This window comes from Kitasatospora sp. NPDC127116, assembly GCF_042677365.1.
GTDB classification, from domain to species: Bacteria; Actinomycetota; Actinomycetes; order Streptomycetales; family Streptomycetaceae; genus Kitasatospora; species Kitasatospora lactacystinica.
Window position 1 is genome coordinate 19,776 of the sequence record NZ_JBHXTL010000093.1, and the last position, 21,287, is coordinate 41,062.

General features: G+C 75.1%; 7 protein-coding genes. 1 reads left to right on the forward strand and 6 read right to left on the reverse strand.

Annotation, left to right across the window (positions count from 1 at the left end; genetic code table 11):
• Positions 1-11: 11 nt before the first annotated feature.
• The 5 genes from ACFVHV_RS30360 to ACFVHV_RS30380 form a co-directional block, all read right to left on the reverse strand.
• Positions 12-7,082 (reverse strand): amino acid adenylation domain-containing protein, encoded by a 7,071-nt coding sequence (locus ACFVHV_RS30360; protein ID WP_380355222.1) that lies wholly within the window; start codon positions 7,080-7,082, stop codon positions 12-14.
• A gap of 124 nt (positions 7,083-7,206) precedes the next feature.
• A complete protein-coding gene (locus ACFVHV_RS30365; protein WP_380355225.1) occupies positions 7,207-16,968 on the reverse strand; it encodes an amino acid adenylation domain-containing protein in 9,762 nt (3,253 codons plus the stop codon).
• 545 nt (positions 16,969-17,513) lie between these two features.
• Positions 17,514-17,726: an MbtH family protein gene (locus ACFVHV_RS30370; RefSeq protein WP_359909576.1), complete on the reverse strand. Its 213-nt coding sequence runs from the start codon at positions 17,724-17,726 to the stop codon at positions 17,514-17,516.
• Between the two features lie 108 nt (positions 17,727-17,834).
• Positions 17,835-17,993: a hypothetical protein gene (locus tag ACFVHV_RS30375; RefSeq protein WP_359909578.1), complete on the reverse strand. Its 159-nt coding sequence runs from the start codon at positions 17,991-17,993 to the stop codon at positions 17,835-17,837.
• Between the two features lie 185 nt (positions 17,994-18,178).
• Positions 18,179-19,474 (reverse strand): IS256 family transposase, encoded by a 1,296-nt coding sequence (locus ACFVHV_RS30380; protein WP_359909581.1) that lies wholly within the window; start codon positions 19,472-19,474, stop codon positions 18,179-18,181.
• A 333-nt stretch (positions 19,475-19,807) separates the two neighbouring features.
• Between ACFVHV_RS30380 and ACFVHV_RS30385 the strand changes: the two genes are divergently transcribed.
• Positions 19,808-20,791, forward strand: a complete 984-nt coding sequence (locus ACFVHV_RS30385) for a helix-turn-helix transcriptional regulator (RefSeq protein WP_359909584.1) — start codon at positions 19,808-19,810, stop codon at positions 20,789-20,791.
• Positions 20,792-20,939: 148 nt separating this feature from the next.
• Here ACFVHV_RS30385 and ACFVHV_RS30390 read toward each other — a convergent pair.
• A partial coding sequence (locus ACFVHV_RS30390) for an ABC transporter permease (RefSeq protein ID WP_380355229.1) occupies positions 20,940-21,287 on the reverse strand: 348 nt, incomplete at its 5' end.

Here is a 21,287-nt window from a genome sequence, read left to right on the forward strand (position 1 = left end):
GTGCGGGCGGGTCAGGGAGTCAGGTGGGCGGCGAGCACCGGGCCGATGACGGCGAGCGCTTCGGAGCCCGTCATCGCGCCGTGGGTGCTCGGCACCTCGTGGACGTCGAGCCGACCGCCCAGGTGCGGGCGCCAGCTCTCCGGGTCGGGGGCGTCGGCCGGCCGGTCCTTGGCGGCGGTGAAGAACACCGCGTCGCCGTCGTAGCCGGGCAGCGGGAGTTCGTGGGACAGCTCGGCGTTGGACTGGAAGACCGAGACCACCCGGGCCACCCCGGCGCCGCTGAGGCCGGCGAGCGGGCCCTCGTCGCCCCGGACGAGCGCGGCGTAGCCGTCCTCGTCCGCGGGCCAGGCGGTGATCTCCCCGGCCGGGTGGCCGAGCGAGTCGAGGATCACCGCGAGCTGCGCCGGGTCGTCCCGCCACTGCTCGGGCCCCGGCTCGCCGGTGCCCGGGTAGGCGTCCAGCAGGGCCAGCAGCCGGACCTCCTCGCCCTGTTCGCGCAGCAGCGCGGCGATCGCGTGGGCGACGGCCCCGCCGAAGGACCAGCCGAGCAGGGCGTACGGGCCCTCGGGGCGCACGGAGCGGATCTGCGCCAGGTAGGTGCGGGCCAGCTCCTCGACCGAGGCCGGGTGCGCGGTCGGGTCGGCCAGGCCGGGGGCCTGGAGTCCGTAGATCGGCTGCTCGGCGTCGAGGTGGCGCAGCAGGCCGGTGTAGACCCAGCTGATGCCGGCGGCCGGGTGGACGCAGAACAGCGGCGGGCGCGAGCCGCGGGTGCGGATCGGCAGCAGGACGGGGAAGCTCTCGGCGGCCGGGCCCTGGGCGAGCCGCTCGGCCAGCCGGGCGACGGTCGGTGCCTCGAACAGTGTGCGGACGCCGATCTCCTCGCCCTCGCCGACCAGTTCGCGCAGGCCCGCGACCAGCCGGCTGGCCAGCAGCGAGTGCCCGCCCAGCTCGAAGAAGTTGTCGTCCACGCCGACCTTCTCCAGCCCGAGCAGATCGGCGAACAGGCCGCAGAGCAGTTCCTCCCGGGGCGTCGCGGGCGCCCGCCCGGAGCCGAGCCAGGCGGTGTCGGGGGCCGGCAGGGCCTTGCGGTCGACCTTGCCGTTGGCGGTCAGCGGCAGGGCGTCCAGGGCGACGATCGCCGAGGGCACCATGTAGTCCGGCAGGGTCGCGCCGACGTGGGCCCGCAGGGCGGCCTGGTCGACCGCGTGCCCGGGGCGGGCGACGGCGTAGCCGACCAGCCGGCGGTCGCCCGGGCGGTCCTCCCGGACCAGCACGAACGCCTGGGCGAGGGAGGGGTGCCGGGCGAGCACGGCCTCGATCTCGCCGGGCTCGATCCGGAAGCCGCGGATCTTGACCTGGTGGTCGGTGCGGCCCAGGTACTCCAGGGTGCCGTCGGCCTGGCGGCGGACCAGGTCGCCCGAGCGGTACATCCGGCTGCCGGGGGTGCCGTACGGGTCGGCGACGAAGCGCTCGGCGCTCTGGCCCGGCCGGTTGAGGTAGCCGCGGGCCAGGCCGGCGCCCGCGATGTACAGCTCGCCCTCGACCCCGGCCGGGACGGGCTGGAGCGCCGCGTCCAGGACGTAGAGCCGGGTGTCCGGCACGGGCCGGCCCATCGGCGGGGCGGTCCGGCCGCTGAGCGGGCTGCTCATGCTGGCGCAGACGGTCGACTCGGTCGGGCCGTAGGCGTTGACCATCCGCAGCCGGGCCGACCAGTGCTCGACCAGGTCGGGCGGGCAGGCCTCGCCGGCGACCACCAGGGTTCCGCCCCGCGGCAGCGCGTCCGGGGCCAGCACGGCGAGCGCGGTCGGCGGCAGGGTCAGGTGGGTGACGCCCTGTTCGGCGATCAGGTCGGTCAGCGAGGGGCCGGGCAGCAGTTGGTCGGCGTCGCCGAGGACGGCCCGGGCGCCGGTGAGCAGGGCCATGCCCAGCTCCCAGACGGCCGCGTCGAAGGACGGCGAGGCGAACAGCAGCACCCGGCTGTCGGGGGTGACGGCCAGGCCCCGGCGCTGGCCCTCCACCATGGCGGCGAGGCCGGTGTGGGTGACCACCACGCCCTTGGGGCGGCCGGTGGAGCCCGAGGTGTAGATGACGTACGCGGCCGAGTGCGGGGTGATCGCGGTGCCGGTGAGGTCGTGCGCCGGGTGGCCGGAGGCGTCCAGGTCCTCGATCAGCAGCCGCGGGACGGTGCTGTCGGCGAGCAGGCCGTCGGCCAGCGCCTTGCTGGTGAGGACCAGCGCGGGCCGGGCGTCGTCCAGCATGTAGGCGATCCGGTCGGCCGGGTAGCGCGGGTCCAGCGGCTGGAAGACCGCGCCGGCCTTGAGCACGGCGAGCTGGGCGACGATCAGCTCGATCGAGCGTTCCAGGGCGATCGCGACGAACCGCTCGGGGCCCGCGCCGTGCTCGATCAGCAGCCGGGCGAAGCGGTTGGCGCGCTCGTTGAGTTCGCCGTACGTGACCTGCTCGGTGCCGAAGGAGAGCGCGACGGCGTCCGGGCGGGCGGCGGCCCGCGCCTCGAAGAGCGCCGGGAAGGTGCCGGGCGGGAGGTCCTCCCGGGTGTCGTTCCAGCCGGTGAGCAGCTGCTCGCGCTCCTCGGGCGCCAGCACCTCGACCCGGCCCACGGACTGCTCCGGGTCGGCCAGCACCGCGCGCAGGACGCGCTCGAAGCGGGCGGCCGTCGCCTCGGCGGTGGACCGGTCGAACAGGTCGACGGCGTACTCCAGCGTCAGGCCCAGCCCGGCGGGCGCGCCGTCCGCGTCGAAGCTCTCGCTGAAGGCGAGGGTCAGGTCGAACTTGGCGAGGTCGGAGTCCAGTTGCTCGACCCGGCCGGGCAGGCCGCCGAGGCTGATCCCCCCGGCCTCGCCGCCGGAGGTCAGCATCACCTGGCACAGCGGGTGGCGGGCGGTCGAGCGCACCGGGTTGAGCAGCTCGACCAGCCGCTCGAAGGGCACGTCCTGGTGCTCGAAGGCGTCCAGGGTGGCGACCCGGACGCGCTCCACCAGTTCCCGGAAGCTCGGGTCGCCGGAGGTGTCGGTGCGCAGCACCAGGGTGTTGACGAAGAACCCGACCAGGTCCTCCAGCGCCTCGTCGGTGCGCCCGGCCACCACGGTGCCGATCGGCAGGTCGGTGCCCGCGCCGATCCGGCTGAGGGTGGTGGCCAGCGCGGCCTGCATCACCATGAACACGCTGGCCCGGCTCCGCTGCGCCAACTCGGCCAGGGAGGCGTGCAGTGCGGCGTCCGTCCGGAGTTCCACCGCGGCGCCCCGGCGGCTGGGGGCAGCGGGGCGGTGGCGGTCGAAGGGGAGCGTCAGCTCCTCCGGGAGGTCGGCCAACGTGCTCTGCCAGTAGGCGAGTTGCTCGGTCAGCAGGGCGCTGGGCCGCTCGTCGGTGCCGAGCAGCTCGTGCTGCCACAGGGTGTAGTCGGCGTACTGGACCGCGAGCGGCCGCCAGTCGGGGGCGGTGCCGGCGAGGCGGGCCCCGTACGCCTCGGCGAGGTCGCGCAGCAGCGGGACCACGGACCAGCCGTCGGTGGCGATGTGGTGCATCAGCACCAGCAGGACGTGCTCCTCGCCGGGCAGCGAGAGCAGGGTGGCGCGCACCGGCAGGTCGCGGGCGAGGTCGAAGACCTGCGACCCGGCCTCGGCCAGCGCCCGCGCGAGCTCCTCCTCGCCGTCCACCGGCACGGTGTGCAGCGGGAGTTCGGGGGCGTCCAGGAGCAGCTGGTACGGCTGCCCGTCGGTGGTCGGGTAGACGGTGCGCAGCACCTCGTGGCGGTCGAGCACGTCCGCCAGGGCCGTGCGGAGCGCGTCGGCGTCGACCGGGCCGGTCAGCCGGACCGCGCACGGGGTGTTGTAGAGCGCGCTCGGGCCCTCGAACTGGTCGATGAACCAGAGGCGTCGCTGCGCCGGGGAGAGCGGGACGCGCTCGGGCCGCTCGACCGGCCGCAGGGCCGGACGGGCGGCGCCCGGGGCGGGCAGGACGGCGGCCAGCGCGGCCACGCTGGGGGCGTCGAACAGGGCCCGGACGGGCAGTTCGGCGCCGAGCGCGGTACGGACGCGGCTGACCAGCTTGGTGGCGAGCAGCGAGTGGCCGCCCAGGTCGAAGAAGCTGTCGTCGATCCCGATCCGGTCCAACCCGAGGACGTCGGTGAACAGTTCGCACAGCGCCCGCTCGGTGTCGGTGCGCGGGGCGCGGCCCTCGCCGGTCCCGGTCCAGTCGGGGGCGGGCAGCGCGCGGCGGTCGACCTTGCCGTTGGCGGTCACCGGGAGGGCGTCGAGGACGACCACGGCGGCCGGGAGCATGTAGCTGGGCAGGCTGTCGGCGACGGCGGCGCGCAGCTCGGCGGGATCGCCCTCGCCGGTGGCGTACACCACCAGGCGCTTGTCGCCCGGCTGGTCCTCGCGGACCACGGCGAAGGCCTGGCCGACGGCCGGGAGGGCGGTGAACGCGCCCTCCACCTCGCCGAGTTCGATCCGGAAGCCGCGGATCTTCACCTGGTCGTCGGCCCGGCCGAGGAACTCCAGGACGCCGTCGGCGGTCCAGCGGACCAGGTCGCCGGTGCGGTACATCCGGCTGCCGGGCTCGCCGAACGGGCAGGCCGTGAAGCGCTCGGAGGTCAGGCCGGGGCGGCCGACGTAGCCGCGGGCCAGGCCGGCCCCGGCGAGGTACAGCTCGCCGGCCACGCCGGCCGGCACCGGCCGCAGCGCGGTGTCCAGCACGTACGGCCGGGTGTTGTTCAGCGGGCGACCGATCGGGACCACGGCGGGGACGGGCCCGCCCGGGCTCATGGTGAAGGTGGTCTTGATGGCGGTGGTCTCGGTGGGCGCGTACACCGCGACCACGTCGGTGTCCGGGCAGGCCCGGTGGAGCCGGCGCACGGACTCCGGCGGGACGACGTCGCCGCCGGTCCACACCTGCCGGACGTTGCGGAAGGCGGCCGGGTTCTCGTCGGCCATCAGCCGCAGCAGGCCGGACGGGGCCTGGACCAGGGTCACCTCGTGGGTGGTGATGGTCTCGGCGAGGCGGCGGATGTCCAGCTCGCCGGGGTCGGCGAGGACGATCGCCCCGCCGGTGACCAGCGGCGCCCAGATCTCGGTGGTGGAGGCGTCGAAGGCGGTGGGCGAGTGCAGCAGCACGCGCTCGTGGTGCCCGGCGCGGAAGTGCGGGTTGCCCAGCAGGTCGACCACGTTGCGGTGGGTGACGGCGACGCCCTTGGGCACCCCGGTCGAGCCCGAGGTGTACATCACGTAGACCAGCTGGCCGGGCAGGACCGGCACGGTCGGGTTGCCCGCCGCGGGGGCCTCGGCGAGCAGCGCCGCGGTGACCTCGACGGTGGCGAAGCCCTCGGTGGCGAGCACCGGGTGGCCCTGGTGGGCGGGGTCGACGAGGAGCAGGCCGGTACGGGTGTCGGCGAGGATGTGCTGGAGGCGGTCCAGCGGGTAGCGGTCGTCCAGCGGGACGTAGGTGCCGCCGGCCTTGGCGATGGCGAGGACGGCGGTGAGCAGTCCGGCGGAGCGCTCCATCAGGACCGCGACCGGCTGTTCGGTGGTCAGGCCGCGCTCCAGCAGCAGGGCGGCGAGCCGGTTGGCGCGGTCGTTCAGCTCGGTGTAGTCGAGCCGCTCGGTGTCGGAGACCAGGGCGAGGGCGTCGGGGGTGGCGGCGGCCCGGGCCTCGAACAGCCGGGGCAGGCTCCGCTCGTCGACCGGCGCGGCCGGCCCGTTCCAGCCGGTGAGCAGCTGCTCGCGCTCGGCCGGGTCGAGGATCTCGATGCCGCCGATCGGCGCGTCCGGGGCGGCCGCGGCGGCGCGCAGCACGCGCACCAGCCGTTCGGCGAGGGAGACGGCGGTGGAGTGGTCGAAGAGGTCGGCGGCGTAGTCGACGGCGGCGCGCACGCCCAGGCAGGTGCCGTCGGGGGCGAGCCGCTCGACGAAGTTGAAGTTGAGGTCGAACTGGGCCTGCGCCTCGCCGACCTCGACCGGGGTGCCCGTCGCGGCGCCGAAGGCGAGGTCGTCGGCCCGCTCCGCGTTCAGGGTGACGACGGTCTGGAAGAGCGGGTGGCGGGCGGGGGTGCGGGTGGGGTTGAGGTGTTCGACCAGGCGCTCGAAGGGGATGTCCTGGTGGTCGTAGGCGTCGAGGTTGGCGCGCCGGACCCGGTCGAGCAGCTCGTGGAAGCTCGGGTCGCCGGAGGTGTCGGTGCGCAGCAGCAGGGTGTTGACGAAGAAGCCGACCAGGTCGTCGAGGGCCTCGTCGGTGCGGCCGGCGACGGGGGTGCCGAGCGGCAGGTCGGTGCCGGCGCCGAGACGGGTGTAGAGGGTGGCGACCGCGGCCTGCAGTGCCATGAACAGGCTGGCGTGCCGACCCGAGGCCAACTCGGTGAGCGCGCCGTGCAGTTCGGCGTCGAGCTCGAAGTCGGCGGCGCCGCCGCGGCGGCTCGGCCGGCCCGGGCGCGGACGGTCGTACGGGAGTGCCAGCTCCTCCGGCAGGCCGGACAACTCCTGCTGCCAGTGGGCGAGTTGAAGGGAGACGACGCTCTCCGGATCGTCCTCCTCGCCGAGCAGCTCGCGCTGCCAGAGGGTGTAGTCGGCGTACTGCACCGGCAGCGGCTCCCACTGCGGCCCGGTGCCGGCCAGGCGGGCCCGGTACGCCTCGGCGAGGTCGCGGAAGAGCGGGCCGACCGACCAGCCGTCGCTGGCGATGTGGTGCGTCAGCAGCAGCAGGACGTGCTCGTCCGGCGCGGGCAGGGCGTACAGCCAGGCCCGGACCGGCAGGTCGGCCGCGAGGTCGAAGACCTGCCCGGCGGCCTCGTGCATCAGCGCGTGCAGCTCGGCCTCGTCGGCGACCGGCACCCGGTGCAGCGGCGGGCGACCCTCGGCGAGGATGTGCTGGTGGGGCTGGCCGTCGGTGGTGGGGAAGACGGTGCGCAGCACCTCGTGCCGGTCCACCACGTCGCCGAGCGCCCCTTCGAGGGCGGCGGCGTCGAGCCCGCCGGTCAGCCGGAGGGCGAACGGAGTGTTGTAGAGGGCGCTCGGTCCCTCGAACTGTTCGATGAACCAGAGCCGCTGCTGGGCGAACGACAACGGGATCAAGGTCTGCCTCCGACTGGCGACGTACGGCTGTTGTGGCTGGTGGGGCTGCTCCGTCCGGTGGGGCGGAGCGGTCGTGCGGCCGGGGCGGGCCGCGCCAGTGGCGCGGCCCGCGTCCCGCCGCCGGTCAGGCCTGGCTTCCGGGGCGCCGCATCGGCCGCAGGGCCGGGCGGGCCTTCTTCGGTGCCGGCGCCGCTTCGCCGCCGGGCAGGACGGCGGCGAGGGCCGCCACCGTGGGTGCGTCGAACAGGGTGCGGATCGGCAGCTCCGCGCCGAGGGTGGCGCGGATGCGGCTGACCAGCCGGGTGGCGAGCAGCGAGTGGCCGCCGAGGTCGAAGAACCGGTCGTCGATGCTGACCGTCGGCACGCCCAGCACCTCGGCGAACAGCGCGCAGAGCTCCCGCTCGCGCTCGGTGCGCGGGGCGCGGCCCTCGGCCGCCCCGGCGTACTCGGGCGCGGGCAGGGCCCGGCGGTCGACCTTGCCGTTGGCCGTCACCGGCAGGCTGTCCAGGACGACCACGGCGGCCGGGAGCATGTAGCCGGCGAGGCGGTCCGCGACGAAGGCGCGCAGTTCGCCGTCGGTGGCCTTGCCGGTGGCGTACACCACCAGGCGCTTGTCGCCCGGCTGGTCCTCGCGGACCACCGCGAGCGCCTGGCCGACGCCCTCGTGGGCGGTGAACGCGGCCTCCACCTCGCCGAGTTCGATCCGGAAGCCGCGGATCTTGACCTGGTCGTCGGCCCGGCCGAGGAACTCCAGGACGCCTTCCGCGGTCCACCGGGCGAGGTCGCCGGTGCGGTACATGCGGCTGCCCGGCCCGTCGAAGGGACAGGCGACGAAACGCTCGGCGCTGAGTGCCGGGCGGCCGACGTAGCCGCGGGCCAGGCCGGCCCCGGCGATGTACAGCTCGCCCGCCACGCCGGCCGGCACCGGCTGCAGACCGGCGTCCAGCACGTACAGCCGGGTGTTGGCCAGCGGACGCCCGATCGGCACCGTGCTCGGCACCGCGGCGGCGTCGGGCATCGGGTACTGGGTGGCGCACAGGGTGGTCTCGGTCGGTCCGTACAGGGCCCGCACCGCGATGCCCGGGACGGCCTCCAGCACCCGGCGCACGGCCGGGGCGGAGACCACGTCCCCGCCGGTCAGCACCTCGCGCACGCCGGCGAAGATGTCCGGGTCCTCCTCCGCGATGACCCGGAAGAGACCGGCGGTGACGTGCACGTGGGTGAGCGCGTGGACCCGGACCAGCTCCCGGATGGCGGCCGCGTCCAGGTCGCCCTGCGGCGCGACGACCACCTGGCCGCCGGAGAGCAGCGGCACCCAGATCTCGTAGGTCGAGGCGTCGAAGGCGTGCGGCGCGTGGAACAGCACCCGCAGGCCCTCGTCGTGCCGCCAGCACGGGTCGGTGGCGAGCTGCACCACGTCCCGGTGGCTGATCGCGATGCCCTTGGGCTCCCCGGTGGAGCCCGAGGTGAACATCACGTACGCGAGCTGCTCCGGGTGGGGCGCGGCCCGGTGGGCGCGCCGCTCGCGCGGACCGTCGAACCAGCCCGCGGTGAGCGGCAGGACGGGGCAGGGGGCGTCGGCGGCCAGCGGGTGGTCGCGGTGGGCCGGGTCGACCAGGACGAGGGCCGCGGCCGTCTCGGCGGTGATCCCGCGCAGCCGCTCGGCCGGGTGGCGGTCGTCCAGCGGGACGTAGGTGCCGCCCGCCTTGGCCACCGCGAGGATCGCCGTCAGCAGGTCGGCGGAGCGGTCCATCAGCAGGACCACCGGCGTCTCGGCGCCGACCCCGGCGTCGGCCAGGTGGGCCGCCAGGTGCTCGGCCCGGGAGTCCAGCTCGGCGTAGCTGAGGGTGCCGTCCTGCGAGACCACGGCCGGCGCGTCGGGGGTGGCGGCGGCCCGGGCCTCGAACAGTTCCGGCAGGGTCGCGTCCGGGACGGGCGCGGCGGTGTCGTTCCAGCCGGTGAGCAGCTGCTCGCGCTCGGCCGGGTCGAGGATCTCGATGCCGCCGATCGGCGCGTCCGGGGCGGCCACGGCGGCGCGCAGGACGCGCAGCAGCCGCTCGCCGAGGGCGGCCACGGTGGCGTGGTCGAAGAGGTCGACGGCGTACTCGACCGCCACCGTCAGGCCCGCCTGCGGGCCCTGCTCGGTGAAGCGGAAGGACAGGTCGAACTTGGCCACGTCCAGCTCGAAGGGGTGCTCCGCGCAGCCCAGGTCGCCGAAGGCGTCCGGCACCGTGACCCGGCCCTCCAGCGCCACCAGGGTCTGGAAGAGCGGGTGGCGGGCGGGGGTGCGGGTGGGGTTGAGCTGTTCGACCAGCCGCTCGAAGGGGATGTCCTGGTGGTCGTAGGCGTCCAGGTCGGTGCGGCGGACCCGGTCCAGCAGCTCCCGGAAGCTCGGGTCGCCGGAGGTGTCGGTGCGCAGCAGCAGGGTGTTGACGAAGAACCCGACCAGGTCGTCGAGCGCCTCGTCGGTGCGCCCGGCCACCACGGTGCCGATCGGCAGGTCGGTGCCCGCGCCGAGACGGGTGTAGAGGACGGCGACCACGGCCTGCAGCGCCATGAACAGGCTGGCGTGCTGCGCTGCCGCCAACTCGCCGAGCGCGCTGTGCAGTTCGGCGTCGACGGTGACCTCCACCAGGCCGCCGCGGTGCCCCGGCACGGCCGGGCGCGGACGGTCGTAGGGGAGCGCCAGCTCCTCCGGGGCGTCGGCCAGGGCCCGCTGCCAGTAGGAGAGTTGCTCGGTCAGCAGGGCGCTGGGCCGCTCGTCGGTGCCGAGCAGCTCGCGCTGCCAGAGGGTGTAGTCGGCGTACTGCACCGGCAGCGGCTCCCACTGCGGCTCGGTGCCGGCCGTCCGGGCCCGGTACGCCTCGGCGAGGTCGCGGAAGAGCGGGCCGACCGACCAGCCGTCGCTGGCGATGTGGTGCATCAGCACCAGCAGGACGTGCTCGTCGTGCGGCAGCGACAGCAGGGTGGCGCGCACCGGCAGGTCGCGGGCGAGGTCGAAGACCTCCTCGCCGGCCGCGGACAGCGCGGCCCGCAGCTCCGCCTCGTCGGCCACCGTGGCGTGCCGCAGGGCGAGTTCGGCGGCCTCGGTGACGAGCTGGTGGGGCTGGCCGTCGACGGTCGGGAGGACGGTGCGCATGACCTCGTGCCGCCGCACCACGTCCCGGACCGCCCGCTCCAGGGCGGGCAGGTCGACGGCGCCGGTGAGCCGGACCGCGACGGGGGTGTTGTAGAGCGCGCTCGGTCCCTCGAACTGCTCGATGAACCACAGGCGTTGCTGGGCGGAGGAGAGCGGCACGCGCTCGGGGCGCTCGGCCGGCCGCAGGGCCGGACGGGCCGTCGCGGAGTCGGGCAGCGCGGCGGCCAGCAGGGCCACCGTCGGGTTGTCGAAGAGCGTGCGGATCGGCAGTTCGGCGCCGAGGCCGGCGCGGATGCGGCTGACCAGCTTGGTGGCGAGCAGCGAGTGGCCGCCGCGGTCGAAGAAGTTGTCGTCGATGCTGATCCGGGCCAGCCCGAGGACCTCGGCGAACAGCCCGCACAGGGCCTGCTCGGTGGCGTTGCGCGGCTCGCGCCCGCCGTCGGCGCCGTTGTAGTCGGGCGCGGGCAGGGCCTTGCGGTCCACCTTGCCGTTGGGGTTCACCGGCAGCTCGTCGAGGACGACGATCGCGGCGGGCAGCATGTAGCCGGGCAGCCGCTCGGTGACGAAGTCGCGCAGCTCGTCGGCCCGCACCTCGCCGGTGACGTAGGCGACCAGGCGCTTGTCGCCCGGCTGGTCCTGGCGGACCGCCACGCAGACCTGGCCGACGGCCGGGTGGGCGGTGAACGCGGCCTCCACCTCGCCGAGTTCGATCCGGAAGCCGCGCAGCTTGACCTGGTCGTCCGCTCGACCGACGAACTCCAGTTCGCCGGCGGGCGTCCAGCGCACCACGTCGCCGGTGCGGTACATCCGGCTGCCGGGCTCGCCGAACGGGCAGGCCGTGAAGCGCTCGGAGGTCAGGCCGGGGCGCCCGACGTAGCCGCGGGCCATGCCGGTGCCGCCGATGTACAGCTCGCCGGCCACGCCGACCGGCACCGGGCGCAGCCCGGCGTCCAGCACGTACAGCCGGTTGTTGGGCAGCGGCCGGCCGATCGGCACGACGGCGGGCACCTCGGCGGCCGAGGTCATCGGGAAGTGCGTCGCGAAGGTGGTCGTCTCGGTCGGCCCGTAGACGTTGACCAGCCGCAGCCCGGGGCAGGTGTCCAGGACCCGCCGCATGGCGACCGGCGAGGCGATGTCCCCGCCCGTCCACACCTCGTGCAGCCCGGCGAAGGTCTCCGGGGCCTCGGCGGCCAGCACGTTGAACAGGCCGACGCTGATCCAGGCGGAGGTGGTCCGCTCGTGGCCGATCACCGCCGCCAGCTCGGCGATGCCGAGCCGGCCGGCCGGGGCGATCACCAGCTGGCCGCCGGAGAGCAGCGGGGTCCAGATCTCGTAGGTGGAGGCGTCGAAGGCGGAGGGGGCGTGCACCGGCAGCCGCTCGTGGCCGCCGCCGGTGAACTGCCCGCCGAGCGCGAGGTCCACCACCGCGCGGTGGGTGATGGCGATGCCCTTGGGCACGCCGGTCGAGCCGGAGGTGTGCATCACGTACACCAACTGGTCGGCGTACTGCGGCAGTCCGAGGTTCTCGGGGTGCTCCCCGGCGTGCGGGTCGAGCACCGTCAGGCCGGCCAGCGCGGGGTGCTCGCGGTGCGCGGCGTCGGCCAGCACCAGCCCGGCCCCGGCGTCCGCGAGGACGGTCCGCAGCCGGTCCGTCGGCTGGGCGTCGTCCAGCGGCACGTAGAGGCCGCCGGCCTTGAGCACCGCCAGGATCGCCACCACCTGGGCGGCCGAGCGGTCGATCATCAGCGCGACCGGCGTCTCCCGGACGACCCCGGCCTCGACCAGCCGCAGCGCCAGGCCGTTGGCCCGGGCGTTGAGCTGGGCGTAGGTCAGCTCGGCGTCCTCGGCGGTGAGCGCGATCGCGTCCGGGGTCGCGGCGACCCGCGCCTCGAACAGCTCGGGCAGCGAGCCCTCCGGCAGCGGGGTGCTGGTGCCGCTCCATCCGGTGATCAGCTCGGCGCGCTCGGCCGAGGTCAACACCTCGACGGTGCCGACGAGTTCGGCCGGGTCGGCGACGATCCGGTCGAGCAGGGCGAGGAAGCGGTCCAGCAGGGCGCGGGCCTCGTCGGAGGTGAAGGCGTCCGGCTGGTGGTCCAGCCGCAGCTGCAGGCCGTCGCCGGGGGTGAGGGCGAGCGCCAGCGGGTAGTGGGCGCTGTCGACGTCCTCGACCAGGTGGACGCGGGTGGCGCCGCTCGGGTCGGCGTCGTCCAGGGCGGACGGGTCCGGGTAGTTGCCGTACACCGTGACGGTGTCGAACAGGCTGCCCATGCCCGCGAGTTGCTGGATCTCGGTGAGGCTGAGGTGCTGGTGGTCCAGCAGGGCGGACTGCTCGTGCTGGAGGCGCAGCAGCAGCTGGCCCCAGCTCTCGGACTGGTTCAGGCGCACCCGTACCGGCACGGTGTTGATGAGCAGGCCCATCATCCGCTCCACGCCCGGCAGGTCGTGCGGCCGGCCGGAGACGGTGGTGCCGAACAGCACGTCCTCGCGCCCGGTGAGCCGGGCCAGCAGCACGCCCCAGGCCGCCTGGACCAGGGTGTTGAGGGTGACGCCGTAACGGCGGGCGGTGCGGGCGAGGGCCTCGGTGGTCTCCGGGGTGAGCCCGGTGTGCAGGCGCAGCGGCAGCTGCGGGGTGGCGGCGGAGCGGCCGGGGGCGAGCAGGGTGGGCTCGTCGGCGCCGGCCAGGGCCTGCGCCCACGCGGCGCGGGCGGCCTCGCCGTCGCGCAGGGTGATCCAGCGCAGGTACTCGCGGTACGGGGCGGCCGGGGCGAGCGGCTGCTCGAAGTACAGGGCCCACAGCTCCTCGGCGAACAGCGGGGTGGACCAGCCGTCCAGCAGGATGTGGTGGGCGGAGGCGATCAGCTGGTGGCGCCCGGGCGCGAGCCGGATCAGGGTGTAGCGCAGCAGCGGGGGGCGGTCGAGGTCGAAGCGGCGGCCGTACTCGGCGGCGGCGATCCGGGCGGCCTCCGCCGCCGGGTCGGCGTGGGCGCTCAGGTCGACGACGGTGAAGGGCAGCTCGACGCCGTCCGGGACGACCTGCACGGGCGGGCCGTCGTGCCGCTGGTGGAACGCGGCCTTGAGGTTCGGCTGGCGGGTCAGCAGCGCCTCGGCGGCGGTGCGCAGGCGGTCGGCGTCCACCGGGCCGGTGAGGTCGAAGGTCACGACCGAGGTGTAGACGTCCGCGCCGTCGGCGTCGTACGCCGAGTGGAAGGCCATGCCCTGCTGGAGCGGCGAGGTGGGCCAGACGTCGACCAGGCGGGCGGGGGCGTGGTGGGCGGCGAGCTCGTCCACCTCGCTCTGGGTGACGGCGACCAGCGGGAAGTCGGAGGGGGTGTGCCCGCCCGCGTCCGGCCGATCGGCGTGCTCGGCGAGCGCGCCCAGCGCGGCGAACCAGGCCTCGGCGAAGGCGCGCACCCGCTCCTCGGAGAGCAGCCCGGTGGCGTAGGACCACTGGGCGACCAGCAGCGGGCCCTGCGGGGTGTCCACGGTGGTGGCGTCCAGGCCGAGCACCCGGCCGAGCGCGAGGCCGGTCGCGGCGCCCTCGGACATCGCCTCGGTGCCGGCGAGCACGTCCTCGGCGGTGACGCCCTCGGGCGCGAAGCGGCCCAGGTAGTTGAACTCGATCTGCGGGTCGGCGCAGCCGGCCAGGACGGCGGCGGTGTCCGGGTTGAGGTGGCGCAGCAGGCCGAAGCCGATGCCGTTGTCCGGCACGGCGCGCAGCTGCTCCTTCACCCGGCCGAGGGCCCGGCCGAGCCCGGGGCCGGCCGCGGTGACCTCGGACCAGTCCAGCGCCCCGGGGGCGAGCCGGACGGGGTAGACGGAGGTGAACCAGCCGGCGGTGCGGTGCAGGTCGACGCCGTCGACGATCTCCTCGCGGCCGTGGCCCTCCACGGTGACCAGCACGGCGCCGTCGGGTCCGGTGGTCTCCCGGCCGCGCCAGTGGCCGAGGGCCAGCGCCAGGCCGGTCAGCAGCACGTCGTTGACCTGGGCGTGGTAGGCGGCGGTGACCTTGGTGAGCAGCGCCCGGGTGGTCTCGGCGGGCAGCACGAGCCGCAGCAGGCCCTCGGTGGCGTAGGTGTCCGTGGCCGGGTCCAGCGGGCGGTCGCCGAGCAGCGGGTCCGGGGTGGCCAACGCGGCCTGCCAGAGCGGGAGTTCGGCGGCCCGGCGGTCGGTGTTCGCCTCGGCGGTGAGCCGCTGGGCCCAGCGGCGGAAGGAGGTGGGCACCGGCGCGAGCTCGACGGCGCGGCCCTCGCGGAGCGCGGCGAGCGCGCCGAGCAGGTCCTCCTCGACGATGCGCCAGGTGACGCCGTCCACCACCAGGTGGTGGATCACCAGCAGCAGCTGCGAGGGCGCCTGCGGACCGGCGTCGAAGCGCACGGCCTGGACCATCCGCCCGTCCTCGGGGGACAGGCGCTCGCGGGCGGCCCCGGTCTCGGCGCGCAGCGCCTCGGCGGTGGCCGGGCCCTCGACCCGGCGCAGCACGGCGTCGGCGGGGACGGCGCCGGCCTCGGGGACGTGCAGCGTCCAGGGGCGCTCGGCGAGCGGGGAGGTGCGGGCGCGGAACAGGTCGTGGTGGTCGAGCAGGGCCTGGACGGCGGCGGTCAGGTGCTCCTGCGGGGTGCCGGCGGGCAGGGTGAGCACGGTGGACTGGTAGAAGCTCTCGACCGCGCCGTGCTGGGCGGCCAGCCAGTGCACGATGGGCGTCGGCGGCACCTCGCCGAGGCCGGCGCCGGCGGGCTCGACGACGACCGGGCCCTCCAGCGGACGGGCGATCCGCGCCAGCGCCTCGACGGTCGGGGCGAGGAACACCTCGCGCGGGGTGAGCTGGAGGCCCGCGTGCCGGGCCCGGGAGACCAGCTGGATGGCCACGATGGAGTCGCCGCCGAGCTCGAAGAAGGAGTCGGTGACGCCCACCCGGGGCAGCCCCAGCACCTCGCCGAACAGCCGGACCAGGGTGTGCTCCAGCTCCCCGGCGGGGGCGCGGCCGTCCTCCTCGCCGGCGCCGAACACCGGCGCGGGCAGGGCGCGCTTGTCGACCTTGCCGTTGGGCGTGAGCGGCAGCCGGTCGAGCACCACGACGGTGGGCACCATGTGGTCGGGCAGCCGCTCGGCGCAGTACGCGCGCAGCTCGGCCGGGTCGGCGGCGCCGACGGTGTAGCCGACCAGGCGGCGCTCGCCCGGGCGGTCCTCGCGGACCAGCACGACGGCCTGGCGGACCTCGGGGTGGGCGGAGAGGGTCTGCTCGATCTCGCCGAGCTCCACCCGGAAGCCGCGGATCTTCACCTGGTCGTCGGCCCGGCCGAGGAAGTCCAGCTGGCCGTCCGGGCGGTAGCTGCCGAGGTCGCCGGTGCGGTACATCCGCTCGCCGGGCCCGCCGTACGGGTCGGCCACGAAGCGCTCGGCGGTCAGGCCGGGGCGGTTCAGGTAGCCGCGGGCCAGGTGCGGGCCGGCGAGGTACAGCTCGCCCACGGTGCCCGGCTCGACCCGGCGCAGCCGCTCGTCCAGCACGTGGATGCGCACGTCCTGGCAGGGCCGGCCGATCGGGGGCAGCTCGTCGCCGGTCAGCGGCTCGCTCATGCTGACGATGACGGTGGCCTCGGTCGGTCCGTAGCTGTTGAGCATCAGCCGGCCGCGGCCGCAGCGGGCGGCCAGCTCGCGGGAGACCGCCTCGCCGCCGCCGATCAGGGTGCGCAGCGAGGGCATCGGGAGGTCGGGCAGGGTGGAGATCATCGCGGTGGCGATGTCGGCGTGGGTGACGCCGTACTGGTCGATCAGGGCGGCCAGCGGCTCGCCGACCAGCTGGCTCTGCTCCCGCGGCAGCACCAGGGCGGCGCCGGTGGTGAGCGCCACGGACAGGTCGGAGACCGAGACGTCGAAGCTGAGCGAGGACGCCTGGAGCACCCGACTGCCGGGGCCGACCCCGGTGGCGGCGACCTGGGTGCCGATCATGCTGGGCAGCCCGGTGTGGGTGACGGCCACGCCCTTGGGCACGCCGGTGGAGCCGGAGGTGTAGATGACGTACGCGGTGTTCAGGGCGCTCACCGGCCGGACCCGCTCGGCGGCGGTGAACGGCGTGCCGGGCCGGGCGTCGAGGTCGGCCCGGTGCTCGGCGGAGTCGAGCAGCAGCCGGGGGGCGTCGGTCGCGGGCAGCTGCCCGGCGGCCCCGGCGGTGGTGAGCACCAGGGCGGCGCGGGAGTCGGTCAGCATGTGGCGCAGCCGCTCGGCCGGGTAGGCCGGGTCGGCGGGCAGCCAGGCGGCGCCGGTCTTGGCGACGGCGAGGATCGCGGCGACCGCCTCGGGGGACTTCGGCAGCGCCAGCGCGACGACGTCCTCGGTGCCCAGGCCGCGGGCGGCCAGCACCCGGGCCAGCCGGTTGGCGCGGGCGTCCAGTTCGGCGTAGGTGAGGGTGGTGCCCTCGGCGTACAGGGCGGGGGCGTCCGGGGTGCGGGCGACCTGGGCGTCGACCAGCTCGGTGAGGGTCGGTCGGGCGGGTGCCCCTTCGGCCAGCCGGCCGGCCAGCGCGGTGGGGGTGGGGGCGTCCGCCAGGACGGGCAGCGCCAGGCGGACGCCGAACTCGGCGTGCACCCGGGCCAGCAGCCGCTCGGCGGCGGGCCGGTCGCCGCCCAGGTCGTAGAAGCCCGCCGCGGGGTCGACCGACTCCCGGCCGAGCACCTCCGCGAACAGTCGGCACAGGACCTCGGCCGCTTCCGGCCGCTGCTCGGATCTGTGCGTCTGCTGGACCCCGGACATGTGACTCTCTCCCTTGTGCGGCTGGCCCCCGCGGTGGCGGGAGCGGCGAGCTGGGTTGACCCCGGGGCGGTCGGCCCGGGGGTCGGCGGAGCGATGTTGCGGTCGTCTCGCGGTGCTGGGGTGTGCTTGGTGCGACGGCCGTGCGGCGCGGCGGTGCGGAGGGTGGGAGTGTGCCGGGGCCGTTTCGGTGCACGCGCGTAGACGTCGGACACGGGACCGCGCCGGCGGCGTGAGGGTGCGCCGCGCGGCGGTGGAGTGCTGCGGTGGTGGGGCGGGGCGGTGTCGGCGGGTTCCGGCGGGGCGGTGGGCCGACGGCCGGGGGAGCGGCCGGACGGGCGGCGGCTCGGGCGCGGTACCGCGCCGGGTGAGCGGGTGGTGCGCGCTGTGCTCAGTGCTCAGTGCTCAGTGCTCAGTGCTCTGTGCTCTGCGCTCTGCGCTCGTCGCCGGGGCGGTGCGGCCGGGGGAGCGGCTGCTCGGCGTGGGATCCCCGTGCGGAGGCCGTGTGGTCGTTCAGCCGTCCGACGGTCGGTGCGCGGAGGCCGCGATCAGTTCTCGGACAGGTGCGCGATCAGGCTCTTCGGCCGCAGATCCTGCCAGTTCTGCTCGACGTAGTCGAGGCAGTCCTGCCGTCCGGCGGCACCGAACGCCTGCTGCCAGCCGGCGGGCACCGGGCTGAAGGCCGGCCACAGCGAGTGCTGGCCCTCGTCGTTCACCAGGACGAGGTAGCTGGCCTCGGCATCCTCGAACGGGTTCGCCATCGTCGGTTCCTCTCTGTTCGGAGCTGTCTGGAGCTGTTCGGAACTGTGCGGAACGGTGCGGAGCTGTGCGGGGCGGTGCGGAGCGGGGCGGTCGAACGGAGCCGCGGCTCACGCACCCCAGCCGGAGTCCTCGCTGGGGCCGGCGACGGCGGCGATGGAGACGGCGGGCAGGTGCGGCTGGGCGTGGAGCTGGAGGCCCACCACGGCGGCCAGCAGAACGGCGAGTGTCCCGAGCATCTTGTGGACGCGGACGGCAAGGCTTGGCATCGCGAATTCCTCTTCCTGAGGAGGGCGGTCTGCCCTCTTCGCTCTGAAACGCATCCTGCCGAAGGCCCAAACGTGCGTGGAAGCTCTGACTGTGATCGTGAACACGCAATGCGGGAACCGGAAGCCCGGGCAGATCGTGTCAAAAACAGACAGACATGATCCAAATCACACCCGGCACTGTCAGATCAGTGGTGGGAACTCCGATGGCGCGGGGGACATCGCAGCGCGGAGGCGGGCACCCCGGCGCGCCTCAGTGAGCCCCGGCGCAGTTCCTCCCGGACGGCCGGCCAGTCCTCGACCCACGGCCGGCCCGTCCCGGCCGGCGACTCCAGGGCGAGCGTCGCCAGGTACGCGCGCTTGAGCGCGGCCCGTTCGTCCTGCACCCGGCCCGCGGACTGCTCGATCCGGCGCAGCCGCGCGTGCAACCGCTCCAGCGCGCCCCCGCCCGTCAGCAGCCGCCGCGCCTCGGGCCCGAAACGGAAGCCGGGCGCCAGCAGCGGCCAGGCCGCCCGCCACGCCCGGAACACCTCGCGGTGGCTCGGCCCCCACTCCCGCTCGGCCAGGGACAGCCGCTCCAGCGCGGCCGCCTCTGTCGGCGCCGTACAGGTCTCGCGCAGCGCCCGGGAGAGCGCACTCCAGTCCTCGCCGGGCGCGTGCCGCAGCGCCCCGTGCAGCAGATGGGCCACCGAACCGTGCACCACGGTACGGGGCCACTGCTCGGCCGCCGCCTCGGCCAGCACCGCGCCGGTGCCGCCGACCAGCACCCAGACCTCCCGCACCCCGCGCCCGGCCAGCCCGGCCAGCACCTGGGGCCACTGCTCCCCGTCCGCGGCCGGCCACAGGCCCAGCACCTCGCGCCGGCCCTCGACCGAGATCCCGAGCGCCAGGTGCACCAGCGGACCGCCCGAGCGGCCGCTGCGCACCGAGTCCACGAAGACCACCGGGTAGACCGGGTCGAGCCGCCGCCCGCGCCGCTCGGCGAGCTCGTCGAGCACCTGGTCGGTGATGGCCGAGACGGTCTCCCGGCTGAGCTCCACGCCGTACACCTCGGCCAGGTGCGCCACCAGTTCGCCCGAACTGAGGCCGCGCGCGGTCAGCGAGATCACCAGCCGGTCGAGCCCGGGCAGCCGCCGGGCCCGGGGGAGGACGGACTTCGGGGCGAAACTGCCCTCGCGGTCCCGGGGCACCCGCACCTCGACCGGACCGATCTCGGTGAGCAGCCGTCTGGCCCGGGCGCCGTTGCGGCCGTTGGTGCCCGTGCCGGTGCCGGAACCGCGCAGATGCTCCTGGAGTTCGAGCTCCAGGGCGCCCTCGATCAACTGCTTGGCGAAGGCCTGGAGGATCCCGCCGTCGCCCAGCAACCGGACGGCGCCGGAGCCGACCTGTGCGGCGGCGGCCTCCGCCAACTGTCGCACCAGGCGCTGGTCCACCAGGCCGGCGAGGGCGGCGGGCGGTGTCGCCGGATCGGAGTCAGCTCGCAACTGGGGGTGCCTTCCGTCTGTAGGCCGTTCCATTCACCGACCGCCCCGCTCCGGACGCCCCGACGGGACGTCAGGTGCGATGGGCCGGCAATCCCCCGGTCACCGCTGCCGGGTGCGGTCGTACTCGTGCCCGGCGGCTCCCCCGCTTGCGTGCACGCCCGACTACCGTCAGCCGATGATTTCCGCGCCCTTTGGGCGTACACTCACGGCTGTCGGAGCCCGGGGGGCGGCTTCCGAACGGCAGTCACTTCTCATCTTGCCGGTTCTGATGCCTGGTGGAAGCCGGTTCGGGCATTCGTGAAACCGCAATGCCGAAGCCGGAAGGATGCCCAGATGTGCCCAACCCAGGACAAGAGCATGGAAAGGGGAACGCCCCAGCTCTGCGACCGGGGCATCGAGTTCTACCGCACGGCACTGGTCGAGGGGGAGGCCACCGGCGAGGCCCCCGAGTGCCTGCTCGCGATGGGTCTGCTGCGCCCGCTGCCCGGCTCCGGCCAGCGGCTGGCCCCCGTCCCGCCCGACATCGCCGTCACCGGATTGACCCGGCCGCTCGAACTCGCCGTACTGGCCCACCAGGAACGGCTCGCCGAGCTGCACACCTCCTTCCACGCCGCCGAGCACGCCTACAAGGACGTCATGCGGCGGGCCAAGTTGCCGATCCGGCTGCTGGCGGGCGACGAGATCAGCCCCGCGCTGGAGAAGGCCGTCGCCGGCTGCTCCGAGGAACTGCTCACCGCCCAGCCGGGCGGCGGCCGCGCCACCGAGCAACTGGCCGACGCGCTCCCGCGCGACCTCGCCCTGGCCGGCCGCGGCGTGCGCCAGCGCACCCTCTACCAGCACACCGTGCGCTCGCACGGCCCGACGCTGGCCTACATCGAGCAGGTCACCGCCCAGGGCGCCCAAGTGCGCACCCTGAACGAGGTCTTCGACCGGGTGATCATCTGCGACCGCTCCACCGCCTTCATCCCGGCCGGCGCCGACCGCGCCGCCGCGGCGATGCTCATCCAGCTCCCGCCGCTGGTCGAGTACCTGCTCAAGATCTTCGAGCTGATGTGGGAGCGCGCCGAACCCGTCACCTACCAGCAGGGCCACCACCGCCCCCGGCTGCTGACCGCCCGCACCCGGCAGAACGTCCTGCGCCTGATGGTCAACGGCTACACCGACGAGGCCATCGCCTCCCGCCTCGGCATGAGCACCCGGACGGTCTCCAGCCACATCCAGAAGGCCAGCGAACTCCTCGGCAGCCGCAGCCGTGGCCACCTCGGCTACATCATCGCCCGCCAGGGCGTCCTCGACGAGCCGCTCGACGAACTCTGAGGGCATAGAGGAGAACTGACGAGAAGACGAAAGAGCGGGCCCGGCGGAATCCCCGCCGGGCCCGCTCGGCGATTGCCGGGGGAGGACCCTTGGTCGGGTGGCCGCAGGACGGTGGCCCGTCCGCCCGGTCGGGGACCCCGGTGCTGCCTCACTTGCTCGTGGTGAGGAGGCCGCGGTTGCGCAGGACGCGGCGTTCGACGGGGGTGAAGACGAGGAGTTCGATGGCGATGCCGACGAAGAGGATGAGGATGATGCCGAGGAGGACGCCGGACATGTCGGAGAACTCGCGCTGGTCCTCCAGGTAGCGGCCGAGGCCGCGGCCGAGGTCGGGGGAGGAGGCGACGAGTTCGGCGGCCATCAGGGAGCGCCAGGAGAAGGCCCAGCCCTGTTTGAGGCCGGCGAGGTAGCCGGGCAGGGCGGCGGGGACCAGGACGTGGCGGGCGCCGTTGAGGCCGGTGGCGCCGAGGGTGCGTCCGGCGCGCAGGAACAGCGGGGG